Origin of the sequence: Pseudomonas sp. ADAK18 (genome assembly GCF_012935695.1) — a bacterium.
Lineage (GTDB): Bacteria > Pseudomonadota > Gammaproteobacteria > Pseudomonadales > Pseudomonadaceae > Aquipseudomonas.
In genome coordinates, this window is the sequence record NZ_CP052859.1 from 5,988,611 (window position 1) to 6,009,951 (window position 21,341).

Genomic DNA, 21,341 nt, shown 5'->3' on the forward strand with positions numbered 1-21,341 from the left:
TATGGTGCCGGCACCAGGAGTCGAACCCGGGACCTACTGATTACAAGTCAGTTGCTCTACCAACTGAGCTATACCGGCGTGTTAGGGCGACGATTATAGCGATTGGCAAGCTTCTGTAAACCCCTGAATTCAGACTATTTTTCGTATCCCCGACTTTTTCCCCACCAGCCCTCAGATTTCGATATCCCCCAGCCTCATCGCCCGTGCCACTGCATGCGCCGTAGACGCCGCGCCCAAGCGCTTTCTGGCGGAGCGCAGGTGGTTTTCCACGGTGCGTTCGGAAATCATCAAAATCGCCGCGACCTCCGCCTGTTGTTTACCCAAGGCCACCCACTGCAATACCTCCCGCTCGCGCTCGGTCAGCGAGGGCGCTGCGGGATGGGCGCCGGGATAGCGATGGTGTCTCAACGCAAAGAACGCCGCCGAGCAGAAGGCCTGTGCGGCCAGTTTGAGGCCGGGGCTTAAGTCGAGGGTATCGGCGCCGAAGGAAACCGCGCCTTCCAGCCCAGTACGGCCGAATACCGGCACCTGGATGCCATTGATCTCTCCCAAATCGCGAATGCCTCGGACGATCCGATAGCTCATGCGCCTGGCATTGCTCGATGGGTTTTTCGACCAGAAAAACGGTTCTTCCATTTCGAGAATATGTCGGGTGATGGGGCAGTGCAGCAGGTAGGCGTCTCGCTCTTCGGCGCTGCGGCCTTCGGCCCAGTCTCCGTGGACGAAGAACAGTTCATCAATGATGTCGTCATCGGTCGGCCGGGATGAAACGCTGCAGACGATAACGCGGTCGAAACCCAGCCTGGCCGAGAAATCGACAATGGCCTGGCACACGCCGTGGGCATCCGCCGCTTTGCGCACGCGAGCAACGCTGTCGAACAGGATGTTGGCAAAGTCTGTCATCGCTCCTCCACTGCAGTTGTGCGGATGATCCATGAATGCCCGCTGCTGGCCCATGAGGGATATCCCTCATACCCAGACCTGATCTTGCGCTTTAGTGTTTCAACGGTGGCGGCAAATCGTCGTCAGCTCAATCTCTGATGTAAGGAAGCCTTGATGACTCAGTCCCTTGATGCAGATAGAAAGCCGACTCCGGACCCTGCCGAGCAGAATGCATTTTTCCCGTCTGCGTATTCCCTCAGCCAATACACTTCATCAAAAACCGATTTTGCTGGGGCGGATTATCCGAAACCCTACACCGGTAAGGGCAAGGTGTTGGTGATTGCTACCGATGAACGCTACCTCCTGATGCAGAACGGCACGATGTTTTCGACGGGCAATCACCCGGTGGAGATGCTTCTGCCGATGTATCACCTGGATAAAGCCGGCTTTGGCATGGAGGTGGTGACGCTGTCCGGCAACCCGGCGAAGCTGGAGATGTGGGCCATGCCCGGTGAGGATGAGGCGGTCCGGTCGATTTATCACAAGTACCTGCCTGCCCTGAAGCAGCCGAAAAAGCTCGCGGATGTGTTGCCCACTCTTGAGCAGGACTATGTCGCTGTGTTTATTCCAGGCGGGCATGGGGCGCTGTCGGGGATTCCTCATAGCAAGGAGGTCAAGCAGGTGTTGCAGTGGGCGATGGGGAACGACAAATTTGTCATCACTCTTTGCCATGGTCCTGCGTCATTGCTGGCGGCCGCTGTTGATGAACAGGACGGGGATTTTCTGTTCAAGGGCTACAAGATTTGTGTGTTCCCGGACTCGCTGGACACCGGCGCCAATATCAACATCGGCTACATGCCTGGCCCGCTGCCTTGGCTGGTGGGTGAGAACCTGCAAAAGCTCGGGGTCGAGATTCTGAATACGGGTATCACCGGGCAATGTCATCAGGACCGTCGGTTGATCACCGGAGACAGCCCGCTGGCCTCCAACAACCTTGGAAAGCTGGCCGCCGAGGCGCTTCTGAAAGAGCTTAACCATTAAACAGGCTGTTTCCCGCTCGCCCGAAGAGCGGCCCGCTGGATAACAACGCTACCTGCATGCCCTGTGATGATATCCATGAGCTTTTCCACCGCTGATGGAGCCATCACAGGCCTGCTTATACTCCTAGCTACGGATGCTTATGCACAATCCGTTGGTTGGACATGTCATGAAACGGAAATTTTGTGAAGCTGCTCTCATCACGCTGCAACTGCCTGTTTTCCGTGCGTTTTATTTTGTGAACAAAAAATGACCAGCCTGCCTTTTAGCCTGTAGCGCTTGCTCTTACGGCCTTCGATGAAAAACCATCAACAGAGTTATCCACAGGGCGCGGGTGCGGCATTTTGCCCTTTAATCGCGCTCGGCAAGCACCATCAAGTTGCGTGGGGTCAGGGAGGTTTCGCAGAAGGTGCCTAGCCGTACGTTGTAGCCTTTTTCCACCAGAAAAAGTGCCCGATCCAGCACCAGCCACATCTCCAGCGGGCGCCGAAACAGACCACGCAGCAATTCCAGGTTTCGCACTTGGGCCAAGCGTTTCCAGCCTTGGGCCTCCAGCGCCTGCCAATCCTGTTCGCCTGTGGATAAACCTTTGAGCGCCGCCAGTTCATGGCAGTAATCCGCGAAGGGTTTGTCCAGCCAATGGCTGGGCAGGGAGGGCGTCGGCAAGTACTCGTCGCACTCGCGCAGTTGCCGTTGCAGCCCATCAAACCCCAAGCGCCTGGCCATGGAGATATCCCGCTGATGGCGTACGCGAGCGCCGGCGGTGACGGTTTCACTCAGGGGCAGGCCGAGGTCTTCTATTGATAGGCGTAGGGCAGACGCACGGGCGCCGCCGGACAGCGCCTGATAGTGGTTGGCACTGGTGCGGTTATAACAGCAAGGCGCTACCGCCAATTGTTTGCAGCCGGCGGCGCTGGCCAGTTGCATCAGGCGCACATGCAGGTCGCCGCAGGCATGCAGGGCGACGGGTGTGTGTTCGTGGTCGAGTTGCAACGCCGCATCGGCCGCCATTACATCCTGCTGACGGTGAGTGACCGGCAATCGGTGATGGTCGCTAAGGGCTTGGCCCGAGGTGATCAGGACCGGGTCGTATTCCAGGCAGGTCAGTTGTTGCCCCGGTTGCAGCAGGCGGCGGCCGAGATGGCCTTTGCCGGAGCACCAGTCCAGCCAGTGGCGAGGTGCTTCGGCGAATTGCAGGGCGGCGCCGAAGGCTTCGATTTGTTGCCACTTACGGCCAGGTACGTCGACGTTCAAACGATGCCGGGCGGCATCAAGGGGATGGGCCGGTAACTTATCCACAGCACTGAGACGAACAGCTTGCTCGGCCAGTTGAGGAAAAGGCGCTGGCGCCGGTAGGTCATGGGGTTGGTTATGGCTGCTTTCGGCCTGCGCCAGCGAGCGCTGACGTAACCATCGGGCCATTTCGGGATGCTGCGCTTCCCATGGTAATTGCAGGTGGGTAAAGGGCCGTGGTCGCCACAGCCCTTGGTGTTCGACCAGGAATGCGTCCAGTGCCTGGAAGCGGGCGAGCAGGTGCTCACCCGTCACCAAGGTTTCAGCGTCCCTGGCAGGCATCGACCCGCAACCAGCGTTCCAGCAGTTTGAAGCCACGCACCAGCACATAGGCCATCAGCAGGTAGAACAAACCGGCGGCGAAGAAGATCTCCACCGGCAGGTAAGTCCGGGCAATGATGGTACGGGCCATGCCGGTCAGTTCCAGCAAGGTCACGGTACTGGCCAGGGCGCTGGCCTTGAGCATCAGGATCACTTCGTTGCTGTAGGCCGGCAGGCCGATGCGCGCCGCACGCGGCAGGATGATGTAGAACAGCGCCTTGGGTTTGGACATGCCCAAGGCCCGCGCGGCTTCGATTTCACCCGGCGGAATGGCCTGGATTGCGCCCCGCAGGATCTCGGCGATATAGGCGGCGGTGTGCAGGGTCATGGTGGCGGTGGCGCACCAGAACGGGTCCCGCAGGTACGGCCACATCGCGCTTTCGCGCACGGCGTCGAACTGCGCCAGGCCGTAATAGACCAGGAACAGTTGCACCAACAGCGGCGTGCCACGGAAGAAGAAGATGTAGCAGTAGGGCAGGGTGCGCACGTACCACAGGCGCGATGAGCGCGCGATGCCCAGTGGAATCGCCAGCAGTAGGCCTGCGATGACCGCGATGGCCACCAGCTCCATGGTCAGGGTCGCGCCCTGGGCCAGTTTCGGCAGCCATTTGATAATGACCGCCCAGTTCAGGCCGAGGTCGAAATGCGACAGCCAGCTGTAGTCGCCACTCATTGCGTGCTCCTCGCAAAGCCGCGAGCGGCGCGTTTTTCCAGGAAGTACATGCCGGTCATGGCCAGGACGGTGAGGCCCAGGTACATGAAGGCCGCGACCATGAAGAAGGTGAACGGCTGCTTGGTAACGGTCACGCCGATCTGCGCGTGGCGCATGATTTCTTCCAGGCCGATCACCGAAACCAGCGCGGTGTCCTTCATCAAAATCATGAACAGGTTGCCCAGGCCCGGCAGGGCGATGCGCCACATCTGCGGCATGATAAGCCGAGTGAAGATGCGAAACTTCGACAGGCCCAGTGCGACACCGGCTTCACGGTGGCCCTTGGGAATGGCCAGGATCGCGCCGCGGAACACTTCCGTGGCATAGGCGCCAAAGCACAGGCCCAGGGCGATCACGCCGGCGGCGAAAGCGCTGAGGGAAAGGTCGGGGTTGCCGAAAAACTCCCCGAGGGCCCGCATCAGGTTGACGGTGCCGAAGTAAATCAACAGCACCCACAGCAGTTCCGGGATGCCGCGAACCACTGTCGAATAAGCGCCGCCAAGCCATTGCAACGGCTTGTACGGAGAAGTCTTGGCCAAGGCACCGGCCAGGCCCAACACCAGCCCCAGGCACAAAGCCGTGAGCGCCAGTTTGACGGTCATCAGCGCGCCGGCTGCGAGCGCCGGGCCGAATCCGTAGAGATCGAAATTCATGATTAGTCGTTTCGCAAGGCAAAGCTCAGGACCGGCGCGCTCAAGCGAGCGCGCCAGACAGGCAATTCAGATCATTCGATGCTGAAAGGGAAGTACTTGTCGTTGATCTTCTTATAGGTGCCGTCGGCCTTGATTTCGGCCAGGGCTTTGTTCAGACGCTCGCGCAGCGGGTCGCCTTTACGCACGGCAATACCGATTTTGTCGCTTTCCACCACCGGGTCGCCCTTGAACTCGTAGGCAGAGCCGTCTTTGCTCTTGAGCCATTCGTACTGCACGTACTTGTCGGCAAGGATCCCGTCCAGACGGCCGGAAGTCAGGTCGAGGTAGGCGTTTTCCTGGGTGTCATAGAGCTTGGAGGTGGTGTCAGGCAGCTTGTCTTCCAGGTAGGTACCGGCCAGCGTCGCACGTTGTGCACCGATGATCTTGCCCTTCAGGTAAGTGGCGTCGGTCTTGAAGTCTTTGGTGGCTTTAGGTGCGATGAACTGCAGCTTGTTGGAGTAGTACGGGTCGGTGAAGTCGACGGCCTGCTTGCGTTCATCGGTGATGGACAGCGAGGAGACCAGGAAGTCGAACTTCTTGGCGTTCAGGGCCGGGATGATGCCGTCCCAATCCGAGACATACACTTCGCACTTCTCGACTTTCATCTTGGCGCACAGGGCGTCGCCGATGTCTTTGTCGAAGCCCACGACGTTGCCGCTGGCATCTTTATTGTTGAACGGCGGGTAAGCCGCTTCGATCCCCATTTTCAGGGTCTCAGCCATGGCCGAGGCGCTGAACGCCATCGATACGGCCGCGGCCAGGAGGAATTTTTTATAGTTCTGCATGCATGTTGCTCCGTTAGCGGTTGCTGGACATGAATTGTTTGCAGCGCGCCGAAAGCGGGTTCTCGAACACCTGCTGTGGCGATCCTTGCTCTTCGACCAGGCCCTGGTGGAGGAACACCACTTCACTGGACACCTGACGGGCAAAGCCCATTTCATGGGTGACCAGCAGCATGGTGCGGCCTTCTTCGGCCAGTGCGCGGATCACATTAAGTACTTCCTGAACCATTTCCGGGTCAAGGGCCGAGGTCGGCTCATCGAACAAAATGACTTTGGGCTGCATGGCCAGGGTGCGGGCAATCGCGGCGCGTTGTTGCTGGCCGCCGGACAGTTGCGCGGGGTAGGCGTGGCGCTTGTCGCTGATGCCGACCTTGGCCAGCAAGGCTTCGGCCACTTCGATGGCTTCGGCCTTGCTCTGGCCGAGCACCCGGCGCGGGGCCTCGATGATGTTGTCGAGGATGCTCATGTGCGGCCACAGGTTAAAGTTTTGAAACACAAAACCGATTTCGCTGCGCAGGCGGTTGATCTGTTTGCCGTCGGCGGCCATCAGCTCACCGTTTTTTGCGGCCTTGAGCTTGAGTTCTTCGCCGGCCACCAGGATTTGCCCCTGGTGCGGGTTTTCCAGCAGGTTGATGCAACGCAGGAACGTGGACTTGCCGGAACCGGAGGAACCCAGGATCGAGATCACATCGCCGTCGCGGGCGGTCAGCGAGATACCTTTAAGCACCTCCAGCTCACCGTAGCGTTTATGCAAGTTGCGGATTTCAAGCGCGGGCGTGGCCTCAGCCATGTGCGGTCCTCATTGTGTTCATTGCGCTCCTGCTGTTGGGCCGCCTTCCTGGCGAGGCGCCAAGCTAGCATAGCGTTTGGATGACAGCCAACAGCGGTACGGGAGGTTACTGGGTGGCATGTAGCAGGTTGTCGCATCGGCACAGGAGTGTGTCGCGCCATCAACAACCGAACAGCCGTTTGAACCAGAAAACCCGTGTGCTTCGCGTAAAAAAGGGCGCGATGTTGCCAGCTTTGGCCGGGTGTTGGAAGGGTTAACCGGGCAAACGGTCCATATCAGCCCTTTTATGGAGCGTTACTTACTTTTCGTGTGTGTTTTTGGTGCGTTTTTTCTTTGTGAAAGTGAGTCGGTCGGTAACGCTATAGCGGAATGCCATTAATTCCAATGACTTGCGATTGCTATCAGATGCCGCTACAGCCCCCGTCAATCGTGACTCTGTAACATTTTGGCGCAAATCTTGCGTAAAAAATAAAGAACGCCCTGTTGGATTCTTTTCACGAGGAAGGATGCCAGGCCGGGTGGACCGTATTCGCAATTCCTCGCAAAGGTGTGTCAATGAGTAGTACGCAAAGCTCCAATGACCTCGAACAGGGGCTCAAACCGCGTCACGTCACCATGCTGTCGATTGCTGGCGTCATCGGCGCCGGTTTGTTTGTCGGCTCCGGCCACGCGATTGCTGCGGCAGGCCCGGCGGTACTGTTGGCCTACGCGGCGGCCGGTACGTTGGTGGTGTTGGTGATGCGCATGCTGGCCGAGATGGCCGTCGCTTCTCCGGACACGGGTTCGTTTTCTACTTATGCCGACCGGGCGATCGGTCACTGGGCCGGCTTCACTATTGGCTGGCTGTACTGGTGGTTCTGGGTGCTGGTCATTCCCCTGGAAGCCAACGCCGCCGCGACCATCCTCCATGCCTGGTTCCCCGATGTGGCCATCTGGGCGTTTACCCTGTTCATTACCTTGCTGCTGACCGCGACCAACCTGTTCAGCGTGAAGAACTACGGTGAGTTCGAGTTCTGGTTTGCGCTGATCAAGGTTATCGCGATCATCGGGTTTGTGATCCTCGGGCTTCTGGCGATTTTCGGTTTCCTGCCGGGGAGCCAAGTCAGCGGCGTTTCGCACCTGTTCGACACCCAGGGTTTCCTGCCTAACGGCATGGGCGCGGTGTTGGCGGCGATCCTGACCACCATGTTCTCGTTCATGGGCACCGAGATCGTCACCATTGCGGCTGCCGAATCGAAGAATCCGGGCCAGCAAATCACCAAGGCCACCAACTCGGTGATCTGGCGGATTGGTTTGTTCTACCTGGTGTCGATCTTCATCGTGGTCGCACTGGTACCGTGGAATGATCCGGCCCTGGCTGCCGTCGGTTCCTACCAGACCGTGCTGGAACGCATGGGCATCCCGAATGCCAAGCTGATCGTCGACCTGGTGGTATTGGTGGCTGTGACCAGTTGCTTGAACTCGGCGCTGTACACCGCCTCGCGTATGCTGTTTTCCCTGGGCCGTCGCGGTGATGCACCGGCTGTGGCCAAGCGCACCAACAAAAGCGGCACGCCTTACTGGGCGGTGTGGATGTCTACGGGCGCGGCGTTCCTGGCGGTGTTTGCCAACTACGTGGCGCCGGCGGCGGTGTTTGAATTCCTGCTGGCCAGCTCCGGGGCTATCGCGTTGCTGGTGTACTTGGTGATTGCGGTTTCGCAACTGCGCATGCGTCAGAAACGTATGGCGGCGGGGGAGAAAATCGCCTTCAAGATGTGGCTGTTCCCAGGCCTGACCTACGCGGTGATCGTGTTTATCGTGGGCACGCTGACCATCATGCTGTTCCAGGAAGCGCACCGGGTGGAGATTATCGCTACCGGGATTTTGAGCGTGCTGGTGATTGTGGCGGGGTTGGTTGTGGCCAGTCGGCGCAAGGCTCGGAAGGTGGGAGCGGCTGTGCTTAATTGATGGCGTATGCCCTCTAGAGCACAGCCAAACTCATGTGGGAGCGGGCTTGCTCGCGAATGCGGTGGGTCAGTCAAATATGTATCAACTGACACTTCGCATTCGCGAGCAAGCCCGCTCCCACACAAGCCCGGCTCCCACATTTGTTCTGTGTCAGTCTTGCGAGCTGACCAACGCCTGGGACGCCGCGACGTAATCAGCTTGAAACGCCGGCGATTCAATCCACGCCAGCGCTGCTGCTTCATCATCGCTATCGGTGGCCCACTGCCGATACTCGATCAGCGCCGCCAGGATAAAGTCGGTCGCGTCTTCTTCGCCTTCCTGCTCCAGCACCAGTGCCAGCAGCGGATGCGCGAGGAACACCGCACACAGCGCCTGTTGGCTGGTTTCGCCAGCGGTGCGCATCTCTACAAACAGCTCGGTCAAATCCACCGATTCAAGATCGATACGGCTGTCATCGCCCTCAAAGGCATCTTTCTTCGGCGCAACCGCCCGTTGGCTACGGTTCTGCTTGGCCTTGGCCTTTGCCCGGTGGGCGCGTTTTTGCTGCTTGTTCGGCGAGGCCATGGGCTCACGTCCTTGGGTCAGGATCTGGGTGGGCTATTGAAGCGCAGCTGTGGGGAAATCCCAAGGGTTTCTACGTGCGATCCGTCACCCGGCGGCCCGGTGTGTCGGCGGCGAGCTCTCCTTGTTGCAACCATGCCAAGGCAACCGGCCACAGCCGATCCTGATATTGGCTGCGAAAAAACGCGAAATGCCCGACTTCTTTTTCGCCGATATCCTCGGGCGTGATCCGTAGGTGGGTACGTTCGCTGTTCTCGAAGTAATTCAGCAGGCGTTCAATCGCCACCACTGTCCCGAACGGATCATCAGTAATGCTGATCGCCAATACCTGCGCCTTTACCCGATAAAACGGCAACTCGCCCAAGGCTCGCCCGCTGGGGCGCGTCTCGTAAGTCGGCGTTGGTGTCTTCCAGTCCCGCACCACACCCGCCGGCGTATCCTCAAGCCAGCCCATGCGTTTGCCGGGAAAGTACCCACAAACCGCTGTCACCAGCGGCATCACCACATGCCATTTACCGAACATCCGCCAGCGCCCGCTCGCCTCATAGTCACGCCAGTAGGCAAACTGCGCGCCCACTGTGACCAGACGCCGAATCACCGCCCCCGAGGCCCCGAGCCCCGCCGCGCAACCGCCAAAGCTGTGGCCGACCACATCAATCGGTTGCCCGGGAAACTCGCGCTGCACCCGCTGCAGCATGGCTTCGAAATCCAGCACGCCCCAGTCCGACCAGGACGCCTTGAACCCACGCAACGAGCCGCTGCGGGACTCACCGATGCCGCGATAGTCGTAGGTGATTACGTCAAAGCCATTGGCAAACAGGTAGTCGGCAAAGCGCGAGTAGTGACGGCAGCGCACCGACGTGGCGGCGTTGATGATCACCACCGGGCGCTCGATGTCGGTGCGGATATGCCGCCAGGTGAAGCCTCCAATCGGGTAGCCGTCGGCGGCGGGCTCGCTGAATGCCTCGGGTTGAGGCTGGGTGGGCAGGTTCATGGGCAGGCTCGGTCTTTGCGCTTTCGGTGGGGCTTCAGAGGCCCGTGCGCAGTTTTATAGGAGGTCGAAGCTAACAAATTTTACCCACTAAAGGCGCGGAGATTTTTCCACGGCTCGACCTGCGCCCTGCAGATGCATAGGCTTACGGTCTTTCGACCGATCAGAGTCAGTCCATGACCCGCGACACCCTTGAGCAAAACCAAATCCCGGTGTACTTCGCCACGGTACTGCTGGCTGTCGCATTGGGCCTGCTGGCGCCTTCATTGGCCCAAGGCCTGGGCGCGTTGGTCACGCCGGCCATCGCGGTATTGATGTATGCGATGTTCCTGCAAATCCCGTTTCTGGACCTGCGCCAAGGCTTGAGCAATAAGCGCTTTATGGCGGCGTTGCTGCTGGCCAACTTCATCTTGATCCCGTTGTTGGTGTGGGCGCTGACCCGTGGGCTGGTGGAGCATCCGGCGATCCTGGTGGGCGCCTTGCTGGTGTTGCTCACGCCGTGCATCGACTACGTGGTGGTGTTCACCCATATCGGCAAGGGCGATTCGCGGTTGATGCTGGCTGCCACGCCGATTCTGTTGTTGCTGCAATTGGTGTTGTTGCCGGTGTATCTGGGGTTGATGCTGGGGGCGCAATCGGGCGTGGTTGTTTCGGTCGGGCCGTTTATTGAGGCGTTCGTGTTCTTGATCGTTGTGCCGATGATTCTGGCGGTGCTGACGACGTCCTTGTCCCGGCGATCAACCGTCATCAGCGCCTGGAATGACGGCTGGGCCTGGCTGCCAGTTCCGGCCATGGCGCTGGTGTTGTTGGTGGTGATCGGTTCGCAGATCACCTCGGTGGTGCGTGATATCGACCTGCTGGCGCCGGTGATCCCGGTGTATATCGGCTTCCTGCTATTGGCGCCCTTGATGGGGATGTTGGCTTCTCGACTGTTCAAATTGCCGACCACGACTGCCCGGGCGGTGACGTTCAGCGCATCGACACGCAACTCGCTGGTGGTGCTGCCTTTGGCGTTGGCGCTACCTGAAGGTATCCGTGGTCTGGCTGCCGCAGCGGTCATCACCCAGACGCTGGTCGAATTGGTCGGGGAGTTGATCTACATTCGTTTGATCCCGGCGCTGGTGAAGTCCGCAGTTCGGTAGCCTGATGAATGTTTGATTTTGTTCAGGCGTTATTCAGGGATGAGTTAGGCAACATGAGGCGCTACACCCACCTGACAGGTTAAACAATGGATCAACACAATCGCTTTCGAATGGAATCGCTGGGTATTTTTCTGATCGCCTTGCTGCTGTTTACGCTGGGCATCTGGGATCAACAGCCTCAAGGCTTCGATGGGCGCTGGGCTGTGTTCATGCAAGAGATGTTTCGCCACGGCGCGAGCCTCTTTCCTAGTACCTACGGTGAGCCTTATCCGGACTATCCGGGCACTGCGACCTATTTCAGCCTGCTCTTTGCCCGGTTGTTCGGTGCGCCTAACGACCTGGCTAATGTCATGCCCACCGCTTTGGCTTCGGCGGGCGTCATGGCGCTGGTCTACCGTTTGTTGGTGCCGTCCGGTCGGGCATGGGCGCTGCTGACGGTATTGCTGACGGCATTGACCGCTCAGTTGTTGGAGAAGTCGCGTTCGGTCTGCCTGGACCAGATGGTTTCCTTGCTGTGCCTGGCGTGTTTCTACCTGCTGCACACCGGCGAGCGCTCAGGCTCGCGGCTAAGGCAATACGCAATCTTTCCCTTGTTCGTGGTGGCGTTTGCCATTCGGGGGCCGTTGGGGCTGATCGAAGTCTGTGGTGTTGCCTGCGTTTATTGGGCGCTGGGTACCGCTCGCTCGCGAGAAGACAAGATTCGCTTGCTGAAAAAGGTGATTGCCCACGGTGTGATCGGCCTGATCCTGCTCTTTGCCTGTTGGTGGGTGCTGCTGAAGCTGGCGCGGATCAGTGGCGGCGATGCCTTTGCCGATGAGGTGCTGAAGATGCAGGTGGCCGGTCGCCTTGATGAAAGTGGCGAGCCGTTTTACTTCTACTTCAAGCTGAGCCTGTACCGCTATTTCCCGGTGATACCGCTGGCGCTGGCGGCATTGATTGCCCTGCGTCACAAATGGTCGGCCCGTAATGACGACGCCGACGTGCAGTTGATGCTGCGCCTGGCTGGCTGCGGCTTGATGATTCTGTTGGGGTTGTCGGTGCCGCACTTCAAGCGCGCCTATTACATTCTGCCCATGGTCCCGATGTTTGCTGCGGTGGCTGCTTATGGTTTGCTTCAGGCGCAAGGCTGGCTGCTTCGGGTGCGTTGCGGTTATGAGTGGCTGGTGGGGGTTCTGCCTGCCCTGGGTATCGTGGTGATAGTCGTTTTGCGCCAGTCATGGCACAAGCACGGTTATTGGCCCGACGTTTCAGTGCCGGCATTGATTGCTGTGCTGGTCGTCCTGCAACTGGCGGCGGTCGTTGCCTGGCGCCGTCTGCGGGGCAACATGGCGCAGCGGTTGGTGGTGCTCAGCCTGATCGCGCTGGCGACCCAATGGCTGGTGCTGGTGAGGGTCGTGGAGCCGGCCAAGGACCTGCAATTCGACACCAAGAACTTCGTCGGTGCGGTGGAAGCTCTGCGGGCCGAGAACCCCGGCCCGCTGGTGTTTCTCAACCTCGGCAAGGACACCTGGGCCATTCGCTACATCATGAACCTGGATCATGATGAGCAGCCGCTGTTTGTCAGGGACAACGACCTTGCACCGTTGCAGACGCTGCCGCGCCCGTCCTGGGTCATCGTGGCGCGCAAGGAAACCGAGTTGCTGCGTGGCACGCCACTGGAGCATCTGGCGCCGGCGTTCAATGGGCGGCTCAATGACAATCCGCTGCTGGTTTTCCTGGTGAAGTGATCAGTCGCCGTATTCATCGTGGCGATGCATCCAACTGTAGGGCTCGGTCTGTGGCCAGCCCTTCGGCGAGTCTTCCCAGGTTTCCTGGCGTCCCCAGGGCGTCAGGTCCAGATAGGTCCAGTGGCTGCCCAGATGCTCGACGCCACGGGCACCGGTGAAGTAGCTGCGGTAGATACTGTCGCCATCGCGTAGCAGGATGCTGACCCCGTGCTTTTCGCCCTGGCTGGTGGTGACGCCGAAGTCGGCATTGAAATCGCTGCCAAACGACGAATACCAAGGCAGGTCCCAGCCCATGCGTTTCTTATAACCTTTAAGCTTCTCCAAAGGCGCCCTGGACACCAGCACCAGCGACGTATTGCGCGCATGCAGGTGGGCGAGGTGCGGCATCGCTTCCACGACCCAGGAGCAGCCAGGGCAGCCTTGTGTCCAATCCGGCGCGAACATGAAGTGGTAGACGATGAGTTGTCGGCGGCCGTCGAACAGATCCAGCAGGCTGACCTGACCGGTCTCGCCGTCGAAGAGGTAGTTGTTTTCGATCTTGACCATGGGCAGTCGCCGGCGCTCGGCGTTCAGGGCGTCCTGGGCGCGGGTCAGGGCTTTTTCCTTGATCAGCAATTGGCTGAGTGCGGTGTCCCATTGTTCGGTCGAGACGATGTCGGGTAGAGCGGGTGTTGAGGTTGTCATGGGGAATCCTCGTTCTTGGTGTCGAAGAGGCGCGAGTAGCGGCCACTACTGGTTTCAGGATAGATCAAGGATGTTCGGGGGAGGTTAGGCCGGCCGTCACCAGATTCCTGGCCATAAAAAACCCCAAGGAATCATCTTCGCTTGGGGTTTTTCGGTAGGAGGGTGCCCGGAGACGGATCCAGGGTCATGCGCTATTTACAGCGGTAACCCTCGGGCATCGTGACGGAGTAGTTGCGCTGCACACGGTCCTGGAAGTTCAGGTTCTGCAGGCCTTGCGTCACCAGAAAGGCTTCGACTTTGGAGGCTTGGCAATCTTCGTTATAGGACGACGCCCGAAGCAGGTATACCGCACGCTTGCTCACTTCATCCCGGGCAGTGGCCGTGAAGGTGGTGAGGGTGGTGTAGCCGGTTCGCTCCGAGGTGCCTACCGGGCCATAGGTGGTGTTGGGCGTACTGGTGCAGGTCAGTCGGTCGTCTTTTTTCTTGTTTTTCTTGCAGTCGGTGGTGGTGCTGGTTGCCACCTGACCATACTCGGTCGCGGTATAGCGGTAAGTCACCTTCCTGCTGTCGATATCGAGGGTGATGGTCATCTTGATGGGGGCGTGGTTCTTGGGCAGGGTGGTATCGGTAAACACTTCCCGGAAGCCTTGGTCCTTCATGGCGTTGACCATGTCTCGCAGGTAGTAGCGGGCATTAAGCGCGTTTTCATCGCTGCCGCCGGTCGACGTCACCAGCACCGTTGCCTGTCGGTCAAAGCGATAATCCGGGTCAGGTGTGGCGTTGATCGCCACGTCCATTTGTGTGGCGCATCCACTGAGCAACGCCGTCAGCAGTAACAGCGTGCAGAACAAGTACCGGGTCATGAAATAACTACCTTGCAACTGAGAATTTAGTAACAGCTAAACGATTGAACCTAACGATAAATAACCCTCAGGCGTACTCCGGCGATTACTAAATCGCAGGCAATAAAAAACCCCAAGGAATTATCTTCACTTGGGGTTTTTCGGTATTAGTGGTGCCCAGAGACGGAATCGAACCGCCGACACGGGGATTTTCAAAACCTGTGAAGCTCCTTCCGTATTCGAGAAGCGGCTGGTTATCCTTACCCTATCTCAAATTCACCACCGTAACATCGGGCCAGAAACGGGCCAGATGGTTTCAAAACCTTCCGGACGGACCGGAGGAGTTCCGGAACGAGGGAGGGCGATTAACGCTGTTTTTGTACCGCGCGTACTGCGTGACATTTGAATTCAGCGAATTTTAACTGAGTTTTTAAGATAGGCAAGAATCGGGTAATTGCACAGACTTGCCCGCCCGCGTGCCTTCAGTTGGCGATGCTTGCCGTGATCAACTTTTGCGTGGGGAAGGCTCGGAGTACCTTGCTTTGACGTCCAAAAACGATCCAGTCCTGCAAGGGCAAATTCAGATGGGAGGATCACCAATTCGATATCAGGGAAAATTCCTACAGACATTGCTATTTGTCGGGTAGAAGATCCGGTCAGCTCTAGTGCGATTCGGTTGATTTCGCAGCAGGCCGAGAAGATTTTGGGCAACGCTTTAAGGGAAATCAGACTGAGTCACAGGGAATGTCATGTTTTTTATAAAGATCGCTAATGGTGTTCTTATAGCCTTTGCCGCTAGTGCTGGCGCGGTCGAGTTTGATGCACGAGCAGATCTTCTGAGTGTTTATCAGGCGGCGGTTCTCAACGATGTCAAGCTCTCAGCCGCTCGCCATGACTATCAGGCCCTTCGCGAAGCGGTTCCACAGGCTAGAGCCGGATTGTTGCCAACACTCAGCGCTGGTGGGTCCGTGGAGTCCGTTCGTTTGCAGCGTGATGAGCCAAGCTTGACGCGAACGCGAAGCCAGTCTGTCTTTCAAGCCAATCTGAACCAGCCGCTGTTTCGTCTTGATCGCTGGTTTCAGCTCGAAGCAGCACAGGCTAGTACGACACAAGCAGCGTTGGAGCTGTCTGCTAAGGAGCAGTCGCTGATTCTCGGTGCCGCGCAAGCCTATTTCGAAACGTTGCGTGCACTGGATTTGCTGGCGGCCTCTAAGGCTGAGGAGGCAGCGTTGAAGCGCCAGCAGCAGCAAGCTCAGGGGCGCCTTGAAAATGGTGCCTCCAGTATAACGGATGTGCTGGATGCTCAAGCCGCTTACGATAATGCTAATGCCAACCGCAAGTTGGCCGAGCGCAAGGTTGATGATGCTTATGAAGCCCTTGCTCGCCTCACCAAACAGGACTATTCGTCGATCGAGGGCATTCGGCATCAATTGCCAGTCGAAGCACCCGTACCCAACGATGCAAAAGCCTGGGTAAGCCAGGCAGTACAACAAAACCTCTCATTGCTTGCCAGCAATTTTGCGGTGACAGCCGCCGAGAAAACTAATCATCAACGCAAGGCTGGTTTTGCTCCCACCTTGGATGCAGTTGCATCCTATCGTAAGGGGGATAACGACAACTTTGGATATAGCAACCCCACCGACTTTGGCCGCTCTGGATATCGGGGAGATGTTGCGCAGCGAAGCATTGGACTGGAACTCAATATTCCACTGTATTCGGGAGGTATAACGCGCTCACAAGTACGCGAGGCTACTGAGCGCCTAGCTCAGAGTGAGGATGAGCGAGAGGATCGGCTTCGTGAAGTGGTACAAAACACTCGAAATTTTCATCGGGCTGTTAATTCTGATGTCGAGCAAGTGAGTGCTCGACGACAAACGATTCTCTCCAGCCAAGCGTCCGTCAAAGCAAACACGGTAGGTCGAGAGTTGGGGACTCGAAACACTGCTGATGTGCTCAATGCTCAGCGGCAACTCTACAGCGCTGTGCGGGAATACAACAACGCTCGTTACGATTATATCATCGACACACTCAAGCTAAAGGAGGCTGCTGGCACGTTAAACCCTGCTGATCTGGCAGATCTGGCGGTGTATCTAACCAAAAATTACGATCCAGACCGTGATTTTCTTCCCCCTGACGCCCGTAAGCCGACATGAATGTAGCTCAAGCTATGACTGGAGAATCTATAGGTGATTCGCTTATGTCTTCTGATGCGTTAATGGCGTCGAATTTCGACAGTCGGGGTGCTTTTATTATGCGTTTCCACCTTAGCTGGAATGGCGCAATGTATATCATGGTGTGTTATAACATACCGAATCTGGCGTATTAATTTCTCCTTGTAAAGGGGAGCAAGGATGCAACGGCAATATGAGTACACATGCTCCGGGCGCCGAGCCGCCTGCACAACCCTCTCTTTCTCCCATTATGGATACTGGCTTAGCCTGTTTGATCATGCTGGCTCGGTTTCACAATCTCGCCGCGTCTGCTGAACAACTTTCTCATGAGTTTTCAGTTGATAAACAAGTCTTTGCTCAGGCTGAGTTGCTGCTCGCCGCAAGAAAACTTGGCCTGAAAGCAAAAGTGGTGAGGACCTCGCTAACTCGCCTTGGAAGTACCCCTCTACCTGCCATAGCTATTGATCGCGAAGGACGATTTTTTATTATCGCCAGGCTTGATCAGGGCAAGGCTCTTATCCAAGATCCGCGTGTTGAACGAGCGGAAATCATTAGCGACGAAGCGTTGCAAGCACGATGGAATGGTCAATTGATTTTGGTTCGTTCTGAAACCGGAAGTCTGGGTGAAACCTCTCGCTTCGACTTCACCTGGTTCATTCCTGCCATCGTGAAGTACAGAAAGCTGTTGGGCGAAGTTCTGCTGGTTTCCTTTGTGCTGCAAATATTTGCCCTGCTGACACCACTGTTTTTTCAAGTGGTCATGGATAAGGTGCTTGTGCACCACGGCCTGACAACGCTGGACGTTGTCGCCATTGGCCTCTTGGGGATCATGCTGTTCGAGTCTGCACTGAGCGGCTTGCGAACCTATGTTTTCGCCCATACCGCCAGTCGTATCGATGTGGAACTGGGGTCGCGGCTCTTTCGGCATTTAGTGAATCTGCCCTTGGCTTACTTCCAGGCTCGCAGAGTTGGGGATTCGGTTGCACGCGTCCGAGAGCTGGAAAACATCCGCAGCTTCTTGACCGGTAATGCAATCACCCTCGTGCTGGACGTTATGTTCTCCGTCGTCTTTATCGCTGTGATGTTTTACTACAGCGCTTGGTTGACCCTTATTGTATTGCTGTCATTACCCCTCTACGTGTTGGTTTCAGCGCTTATCACGCCCCTGCTGCGAGCCCGGCTACAAGACAGTTTTTCCCGGGGTGCCGAGAACCAGGCATTCCTTGTCGAAACGGTGAACGGCATTGATACGGTCAAGTCCATGGCCGTTGAGCCGCAAGCCATTCGTAAGTGGGACAACCAAATAGCCGCTTACGTTGCTGCTGGCTTCAAGACACAAAACCTCTCGACGATCGCTAACGAAAGTGTCGGCCTTATCGGTAAGCTGGTGACTGTCGCAACACTGTGGATGGGCGCCCGACTAGTGATTGACGGCAGTCTTACAGTCGGTCAGTTAATTGCCTTTAACATGCTGGCTGGAAGAGTCTCACAGCCCATAATGCGCCTGGCTCAACTCTGGACCAGCTTTCAGCAAACCGGGGTGTCTGTTCAACGCTTAGGCGACATCCTCAATACTCGAACTGAATTGTCCCAGGCCAACAGAAGCGCCTTGCCGCCACTGAAGGGGCATATTGAATTTGACCAGGTGCACTTTCGCTATCGCACCGATGGCTCTGAAGTGCTCCGTGGTATTAGCGTGCAAATGATGGCGGGAGAAGTCATCGGCGTCGTAGGTCGTTCTGGTTCAGGAAAAAGCACACTCACAAGGCTGCTTCAGCGACTGTACGTCCCAGAACGAGGACGGGTTCTGGTGGATGGCATGGACTTGGCGTTGGCTGACGTTTCATCGCTGCGCCGCCAGATTGGTGTAGTGCTCCAGGACAACATGTTGTTCAACCGCAGTATCCGCGAAAACATTGCGTTGGCTGATCCCGGTACCCCCCTTGATGCAGTTATGCACGCGGCGCAAATGGCTGGAGCCCACGAATTTATTCTGGAATTACCAGAGGGCTACGACACGATAGTCGGTGAGCACGGATCCTCTTTATCGGGAGGCCAGCGTCAACGCGTAGCGATCGCTCGTGCTTTGATCGGAAATCCACGGATTCTTATTTTCGATGAAGCGACTAGTGCTCTGGATTATGAGTCCGAACGGATCATTCAACAAAACATGCAGAGCATTTGCCAGGGCCGCACGGTGATTATCATTGCTCACCGGTTATCAGCGGTAAGGGATGCCAACCGTATTTTGGTCATCGATCGCGGACAAATAGTTGAGCAAGGCACCCATTCGGAGTTATTGGCCCACCAAGCGGGACACTACTCGCGATTGCATCGAATGCAGCAGGGCTGAGCCGTTTAGTAGCGTGATTTGTGAGACCGGTCTCGCTTCATTTTGAGAGGCGACACGGACGTGAATTGGCTTTTTCTAGGATGATAATCGTATGAGCGCTCGCTCCGATTTGTTTCAACGCTACCGTCATGCCTGGCGTGAGTCATGGCGTCGCCGAAAAACCATGGATGCCCCCAAGCGCCTTCCCCATGAGGTTCAATTCTTACCTGCCGCATTAGAGTTGCAGGATAAACCTGTACACCCCGCACCCCGTATTTTTATGTGGGGCATTCTCGCTTTCGCAACGTTGGCTTTGCTCTGGGCTTTCCTCGGTAAGATCGAAGTGGTTGCCGTGGCTCCGGGTAAAATTGTTCCCAGCGGCAAAACCAAGTTGATTCAATCCAGCGAAACTGCTGTCGTCACGGCGATTCATGTCTCTGATGGTCAGCTGGTCAAAGCTGGAGATGTTTTGGTCGAGTTAGATCCGACCTCGGCAGATGCAGAAGTTCGGCGCATTCAGAGCGACCTTTTAGCAGCTCGGATTGACAGTGTTCGTGGTGGGGCAATGCTGGATGCGATCAATCATCAAAAAGAACCTCAACCTCTAAGTGGGTTGATTCAGGGAGCTACTCCCGACCAGGTACTGACTGCACAACGCTGGCTACAGGGGCAATATCAGGAATATCGGAGCAGCCTCGATCTTGTCGAGGCAGAAATCTTTCAACGGGACGCAGATATACAAGCTGCTAGGGCCCAAGTTTCCAGCTTGTTGAAAACCTTACCGATTGCCACCCAATTAGCTGAAGATTACCAACGATTGCTGGCTCAGCAGTACGTTGCCCGGCACGAATACTTGGAAAAAGAGCAAGCTCGTCTAGATCTTCAGCGCCAACTCAGCGTCCAGCAAGCGAGCGTGTTGCAATCAGCTGCTGCTCAGAGTGAAGCCAAACGCCGGCGCGAAGGTGTGGTGGCCCAAACCCGCCGAACAATGCTTGATTTGCAGCAAGAAGCCAATAAGAAAGAAGCCAGCTTGGTTCAAGAACTGGCTAAAGCCCAGTACCAAGAAACCTTAACCCTTCTTCGGGCCTCGGTGGATGGCACGGTTCAACAGCTAGCCATCCATACAGTCGGCGGAGTTGTGACGCCAGCGCAACAACTCATGGTCATTGTGCCTAGCGATCAGCCCGTAGAGGTTGAAGCGATGCTAGAAAACAAGGACGTGGGGTTTGTTCGAACCGGCCAATCGGTCACGGTCAAAGTAGAAACCTTCACGTTTACCAAATACGGCACGGTTGAAGGTGAGGTTGTCAGTATTTCAAATGATGCGATTGAGGATGAAAAGCGAGGCCCCATTTACAGCAGCCGTATTCGGCTTAAGTCCGACAGCCTAATGATCAAAGGGCAACGTGTTGCGCTAACACCAGGAATGTCTGTCACGGCTGAAGTTAAAACCGATCAGCGCCGAGTTATTGATTACTTTTTGAGCCCGCTGCAGCAGCATATCGATGAGAGTTTGAGGGAGCGATGAGGCTGGAGCTGTTAAGTTTCGACTATTAGGGCCCTTGATTTGACTCGGTATCTTCGAGATTAATACAAATAGAGTTGGATATTATATGGATGAGAGCCGTAAGAGCTTGAAAAAGATTGGTGCTAGACTCTATATAACTGTTTGGCAGCTATTGAGGGGTGGGGCGGCAATTCTTTTGTTAGTTATTTTTGTGCCTCTATTAATAGCTGGTTATTACGGGTTTTTTAACGCTGAAAATACATCAAACACCGTCGAAGTGAGACAAGACGTGGATCCTAGAGTGGTGTGCGGGACGTTATCAAACACCATAATAGAAATCCCAAGAGAGTACATTGTTTTTTGGCCTGAGTACGAGGGAAAAAGCTCTTGGGAGAAAGGGTTCACCTCCAACCAAAAAGGGTGTGACGCCAAGCTAATGTCGTTATATATATCTGTTTCTTGGCCCGACTTTCAGCCATTATCAATCAATAAAAGCCTTGTAAATAACTCCAAGTCTTTGGGCCTAGAAATTACGATATCTCCAGTGCTTCGGAAAACTGATGATATGCAGTATTTTCTTGAGAGTCGCTTGAAGACAGGAGAAAATTTCTCAGCAACTTACCAGCATAAATATTACGATAAATCGTTTGAACTTTTTTACATAGACAGCAGCAGCCCTATCGTGCCCGAAGTAATGAATCGATACTATTGGGCTGAAAGCAATGGTTCGATACCCGTCGTATTCGAATGTTACCGCACGCGAAAAAGTACTGAGATGCATAGTTGCACAGGGTATTTTATTATGAGGGATTTTGATTATTTTGTAAGTCTGGAGTTTCCCTTTTACAAATTTAGAGAATGGCGAGAAATCGTTAAAAGCACTAAATTTTTTATTTCTTCTAAAGTAAATAAATAAGGAGTAACTAT

General features: G+C 56.2%; 18 protein-coding genes and 1 tRNA gene. 8 read left to right on the forward strand and 11 right to left on the reverse strand.

The genetic code is table 11. The features are described from left to right. Nucleotides 1-2: 2 nt before the first annotated feature. Nucleotides 3-78: transfer RNA gene (locus tag HKK55_RS27130), tRNA-Thr, on the reverse strand. 93 nt (nt 79-171) lie between these two features. Next, complete coding sequence (locus HKK55_RS27135; RefSeq protein WP_169357409.1) at nt 172-903, reverse strand: PA1136 family autoinducer-binding transcriptional regulator; 732 nt, start codon at nt 901-903, stop codon at nt 172-174. A gap of 153 nt (nt 904-1,056) precedes the next feature. Here HKK55_RS27135 and hchA point away from each other — a divergent pair, with 153 nt between their 5' ends. Beyond that, complete coding sequence (hchA, locus tag HKK55_RS27140; protein ID WP_169357410.1) at nt 1,057-1,923, forward strand: glyoxalase III HchA; 867 nt, start codon at nt 1,057-1,059, stop codon at nt 1,921-1,923. 348 nt (nt 1,924-2,271) lie between these two features. Here hchA and HKK55_RS27145 read toward each other — a convergent pair whose 3' ends face one another. The 5 genes from HKK55_RS27145 to HKK55_RS27165 form a co-directional block, all read right to left on the reverse strand. Then, a complete protein-coding gene (locus HKK55_RS27145; protein WP_169357411.1) occupies nt 2,272-3,495 on the reverse strand; it encodes a methyltransferase in 1,224 nt (407 codons plus the stop codon). Next, on the reverse strand, nt 3,476-4,165 hold the full coding sequence (locus tag HKK55_RS27150) for an ABC transporter permease (RefSeq protein ID WP_169357962.1): 690 nt from the start codon (nt 4,163-4,165) through the stop codon (nt 3,476-3,478). Before HKK55_RS27150 ends, HKK55_RS27145 begins: the two co-directional genes overlap by 20 nt. Nucleotides 4,166-4,203: 38 nt before the next feature. Next, nucleotides 4,204-4,899, reverse strand: coding sequence for an ABC transporter permease (locus HKK55_RS27155; protein ID WP_155582971.1), 696 nt, complete (start codon nt 4,897-4,899; stop codon nt 4,204-4,206). A gap of 71 nt (nt 4,900-4,970) precedes the next feature. Then, nucleotides 4,971-5,723 (reverse strand): ABC transporter substrate-binding protein, encoded by a 753-nt coding sequence (locus HKK55_RS27160; RefSeq protein WP_169357412.1) that lies wholly within the window; start codon nt 5,721-5,723, stop codon nt 4,971-4,973. Nucleotides 5,724-5,736: 13 nt separating this feature from the next. Beyond that, entirely contained in the window at nt 5,737-6,510 is a 774-nt protein-coding gene (locus HKK55_RS27165) for an ABC transporter ATP-binding protein (RefSeq protein WP_017738342.1), read from the reverse strand. A gap of 555 nt (nt 6,511-7,065) precedes the next feature. On the opposite strand from HKK55_RS27165, the gene gabP reads away from it, so the two are divergent. Continuing rightward, the gene (gene gabP / locus HKK55_RS27170; RefSeq protein WP_169357413.1) at nt 7,066-8,457 is read left to right on the forward strand and encodes a GABA permease; all 1,392 of its coding nucleotides are present in this window, start codon (nt 7,066-7,068) and stop codon (nt 8,455-8,457) included. Between the two features lie 150 nt (nt 8,458-8,607). Here the strand turns inward: gabP and HKK55_RS27175 are convergent, their stop codons facing one another. Both HKK55_RS27175 and HKK55_RS27180 read right to left on the reverse strand, forming a co-directional pair. Then, on the reverse strand, nt 8,608-9,021 hold the full coding sequence (locus tag HKK55_RS27175; protein WP_169357414.1) for a hypothetical protein: 414 nt from the start codon (nt 9,019-9,021) through the stop codon (nt 8,608-8,610). A gap of 70 nt (nt 9,022-9,091) precedes the next feature. After that, complete coding sequence (locus tag HKK55_RS27180) at nt 9,092-10,012, reverse strand: alpha/beta fold hydrolase (protein ID WP_169357415.1); 921 nt, start codon at nt 10,010-10,012, stop codon at nt 9,092-9,094. Nucleotides 10,013-10,185: 173 nt separating this feature from the next. Here HKK55_RS27180 and HKK55_RS27185 point away from each other — a divergent pair, with 173 nt between their 5' ends. After that, entirely contained in the window at nt 10,186-11,151 is a 966-nt protein-coding gene (locus HKK55_RS27185) for an arsenic resistance protein (protein WP_169357416.1), read from the forward strand. A gap of 86 nt (nt 11,152-11,237) precedes the next feature. Continuing rightward, complete coding sequence (locus tag HKK55_RS27190) at nt 11,238-12,878, forward strand: glycosyltransferase family 39 protein (protein WP_169357417.1); 1,641 nt, start codon at nt 11,238-11,240, stop codon at nt 12,876-12,878. Here HKK55_RS27190 and HKK55_RS27195 read toward each other — a convergent pair whose 3' ends face one another. Beyond that, nucleotides 12,879-13,562, reverse strand: a complete 684-nt coding sequence (locus HKK55_RS27195) for a DUF899 domain-containing protein (RefSeq protein WP_169357418.1) — start codon at nt 13,560-13,562, stop codon at nt 12,879-12,881. A 191-nt stretch (nt 13,563-13,753) separates the two neighbouring features. Continuing rightward, nucleotides 13,754-14,425, reverse strand: coding sequence for a hypothetical protein (locus tag HKK55_RS27200; protein WP_169357419.1), 672 nt, complete (start codon nt 14,423-14,425; stop codon nt 13,754-13,756). Between the two features lie 728 nt (nt 14,426-15,153). Here HKK55_RS27200 and HKK55_RS27205 point away from each other — a divergent pair. The 4 genes from HKK55_RS27205 (at nt 15,154) to HKK55_RS27220 (ending at nt 21,330) form a co-directional block, all read left to right on the forward strand. Next, nucleotides 15,154-16,557 (forward strand): TolC family outer membrane protein, encoded by a 1,404-nt coding sequence (locus tag HKK55_RS27205; RefSeq protein WP_169357420.1) that lies wholly within the window; start codon nt 15,154-15,156, stop codon nt 16,555-16,557. Nucleotides 16,558-16,768: 211 nt separating this feature from the next. Next, nucleotides 16,769-18,928, forward strand: coding sequence for a type I secretion system permease/ATPase (locus HKK55_RS27210; protein WP_272902577.1), 2,160 nt, complete (start codon nt 16,769-16,771; stop codon nt 18,926-18,928). Between the two features lie 91 nt (nt 18,929-19,019). Continuing rightward, nucleotides 19,020-20,435 carry an HlyD family type I secretion periplasmic adaptor subunit gene (locus HKK55_RS27215; RefSeq protein ID WP_169357421.1) on the forward strand — a complete coding sequence of 472 codons (1,416 nt, stop codon included), beginning with the start codon at nt 19,020-19,022 and terminating at the stop codon, nt 20,433-20,435. Between the two features lie 85 nt (nt 20,436-20,520). Then, a complete protein-coding gene (locus HKK55_RS27220) occupies nt 20,521-21,330 on the forward strand; it encodes a hypothetical protein (protein WP_169357422.1) in 810 nt (269 codons plus the stop codon). Nucleotides 21,331-21,341 lie beyond the last annotated feature (11 nt).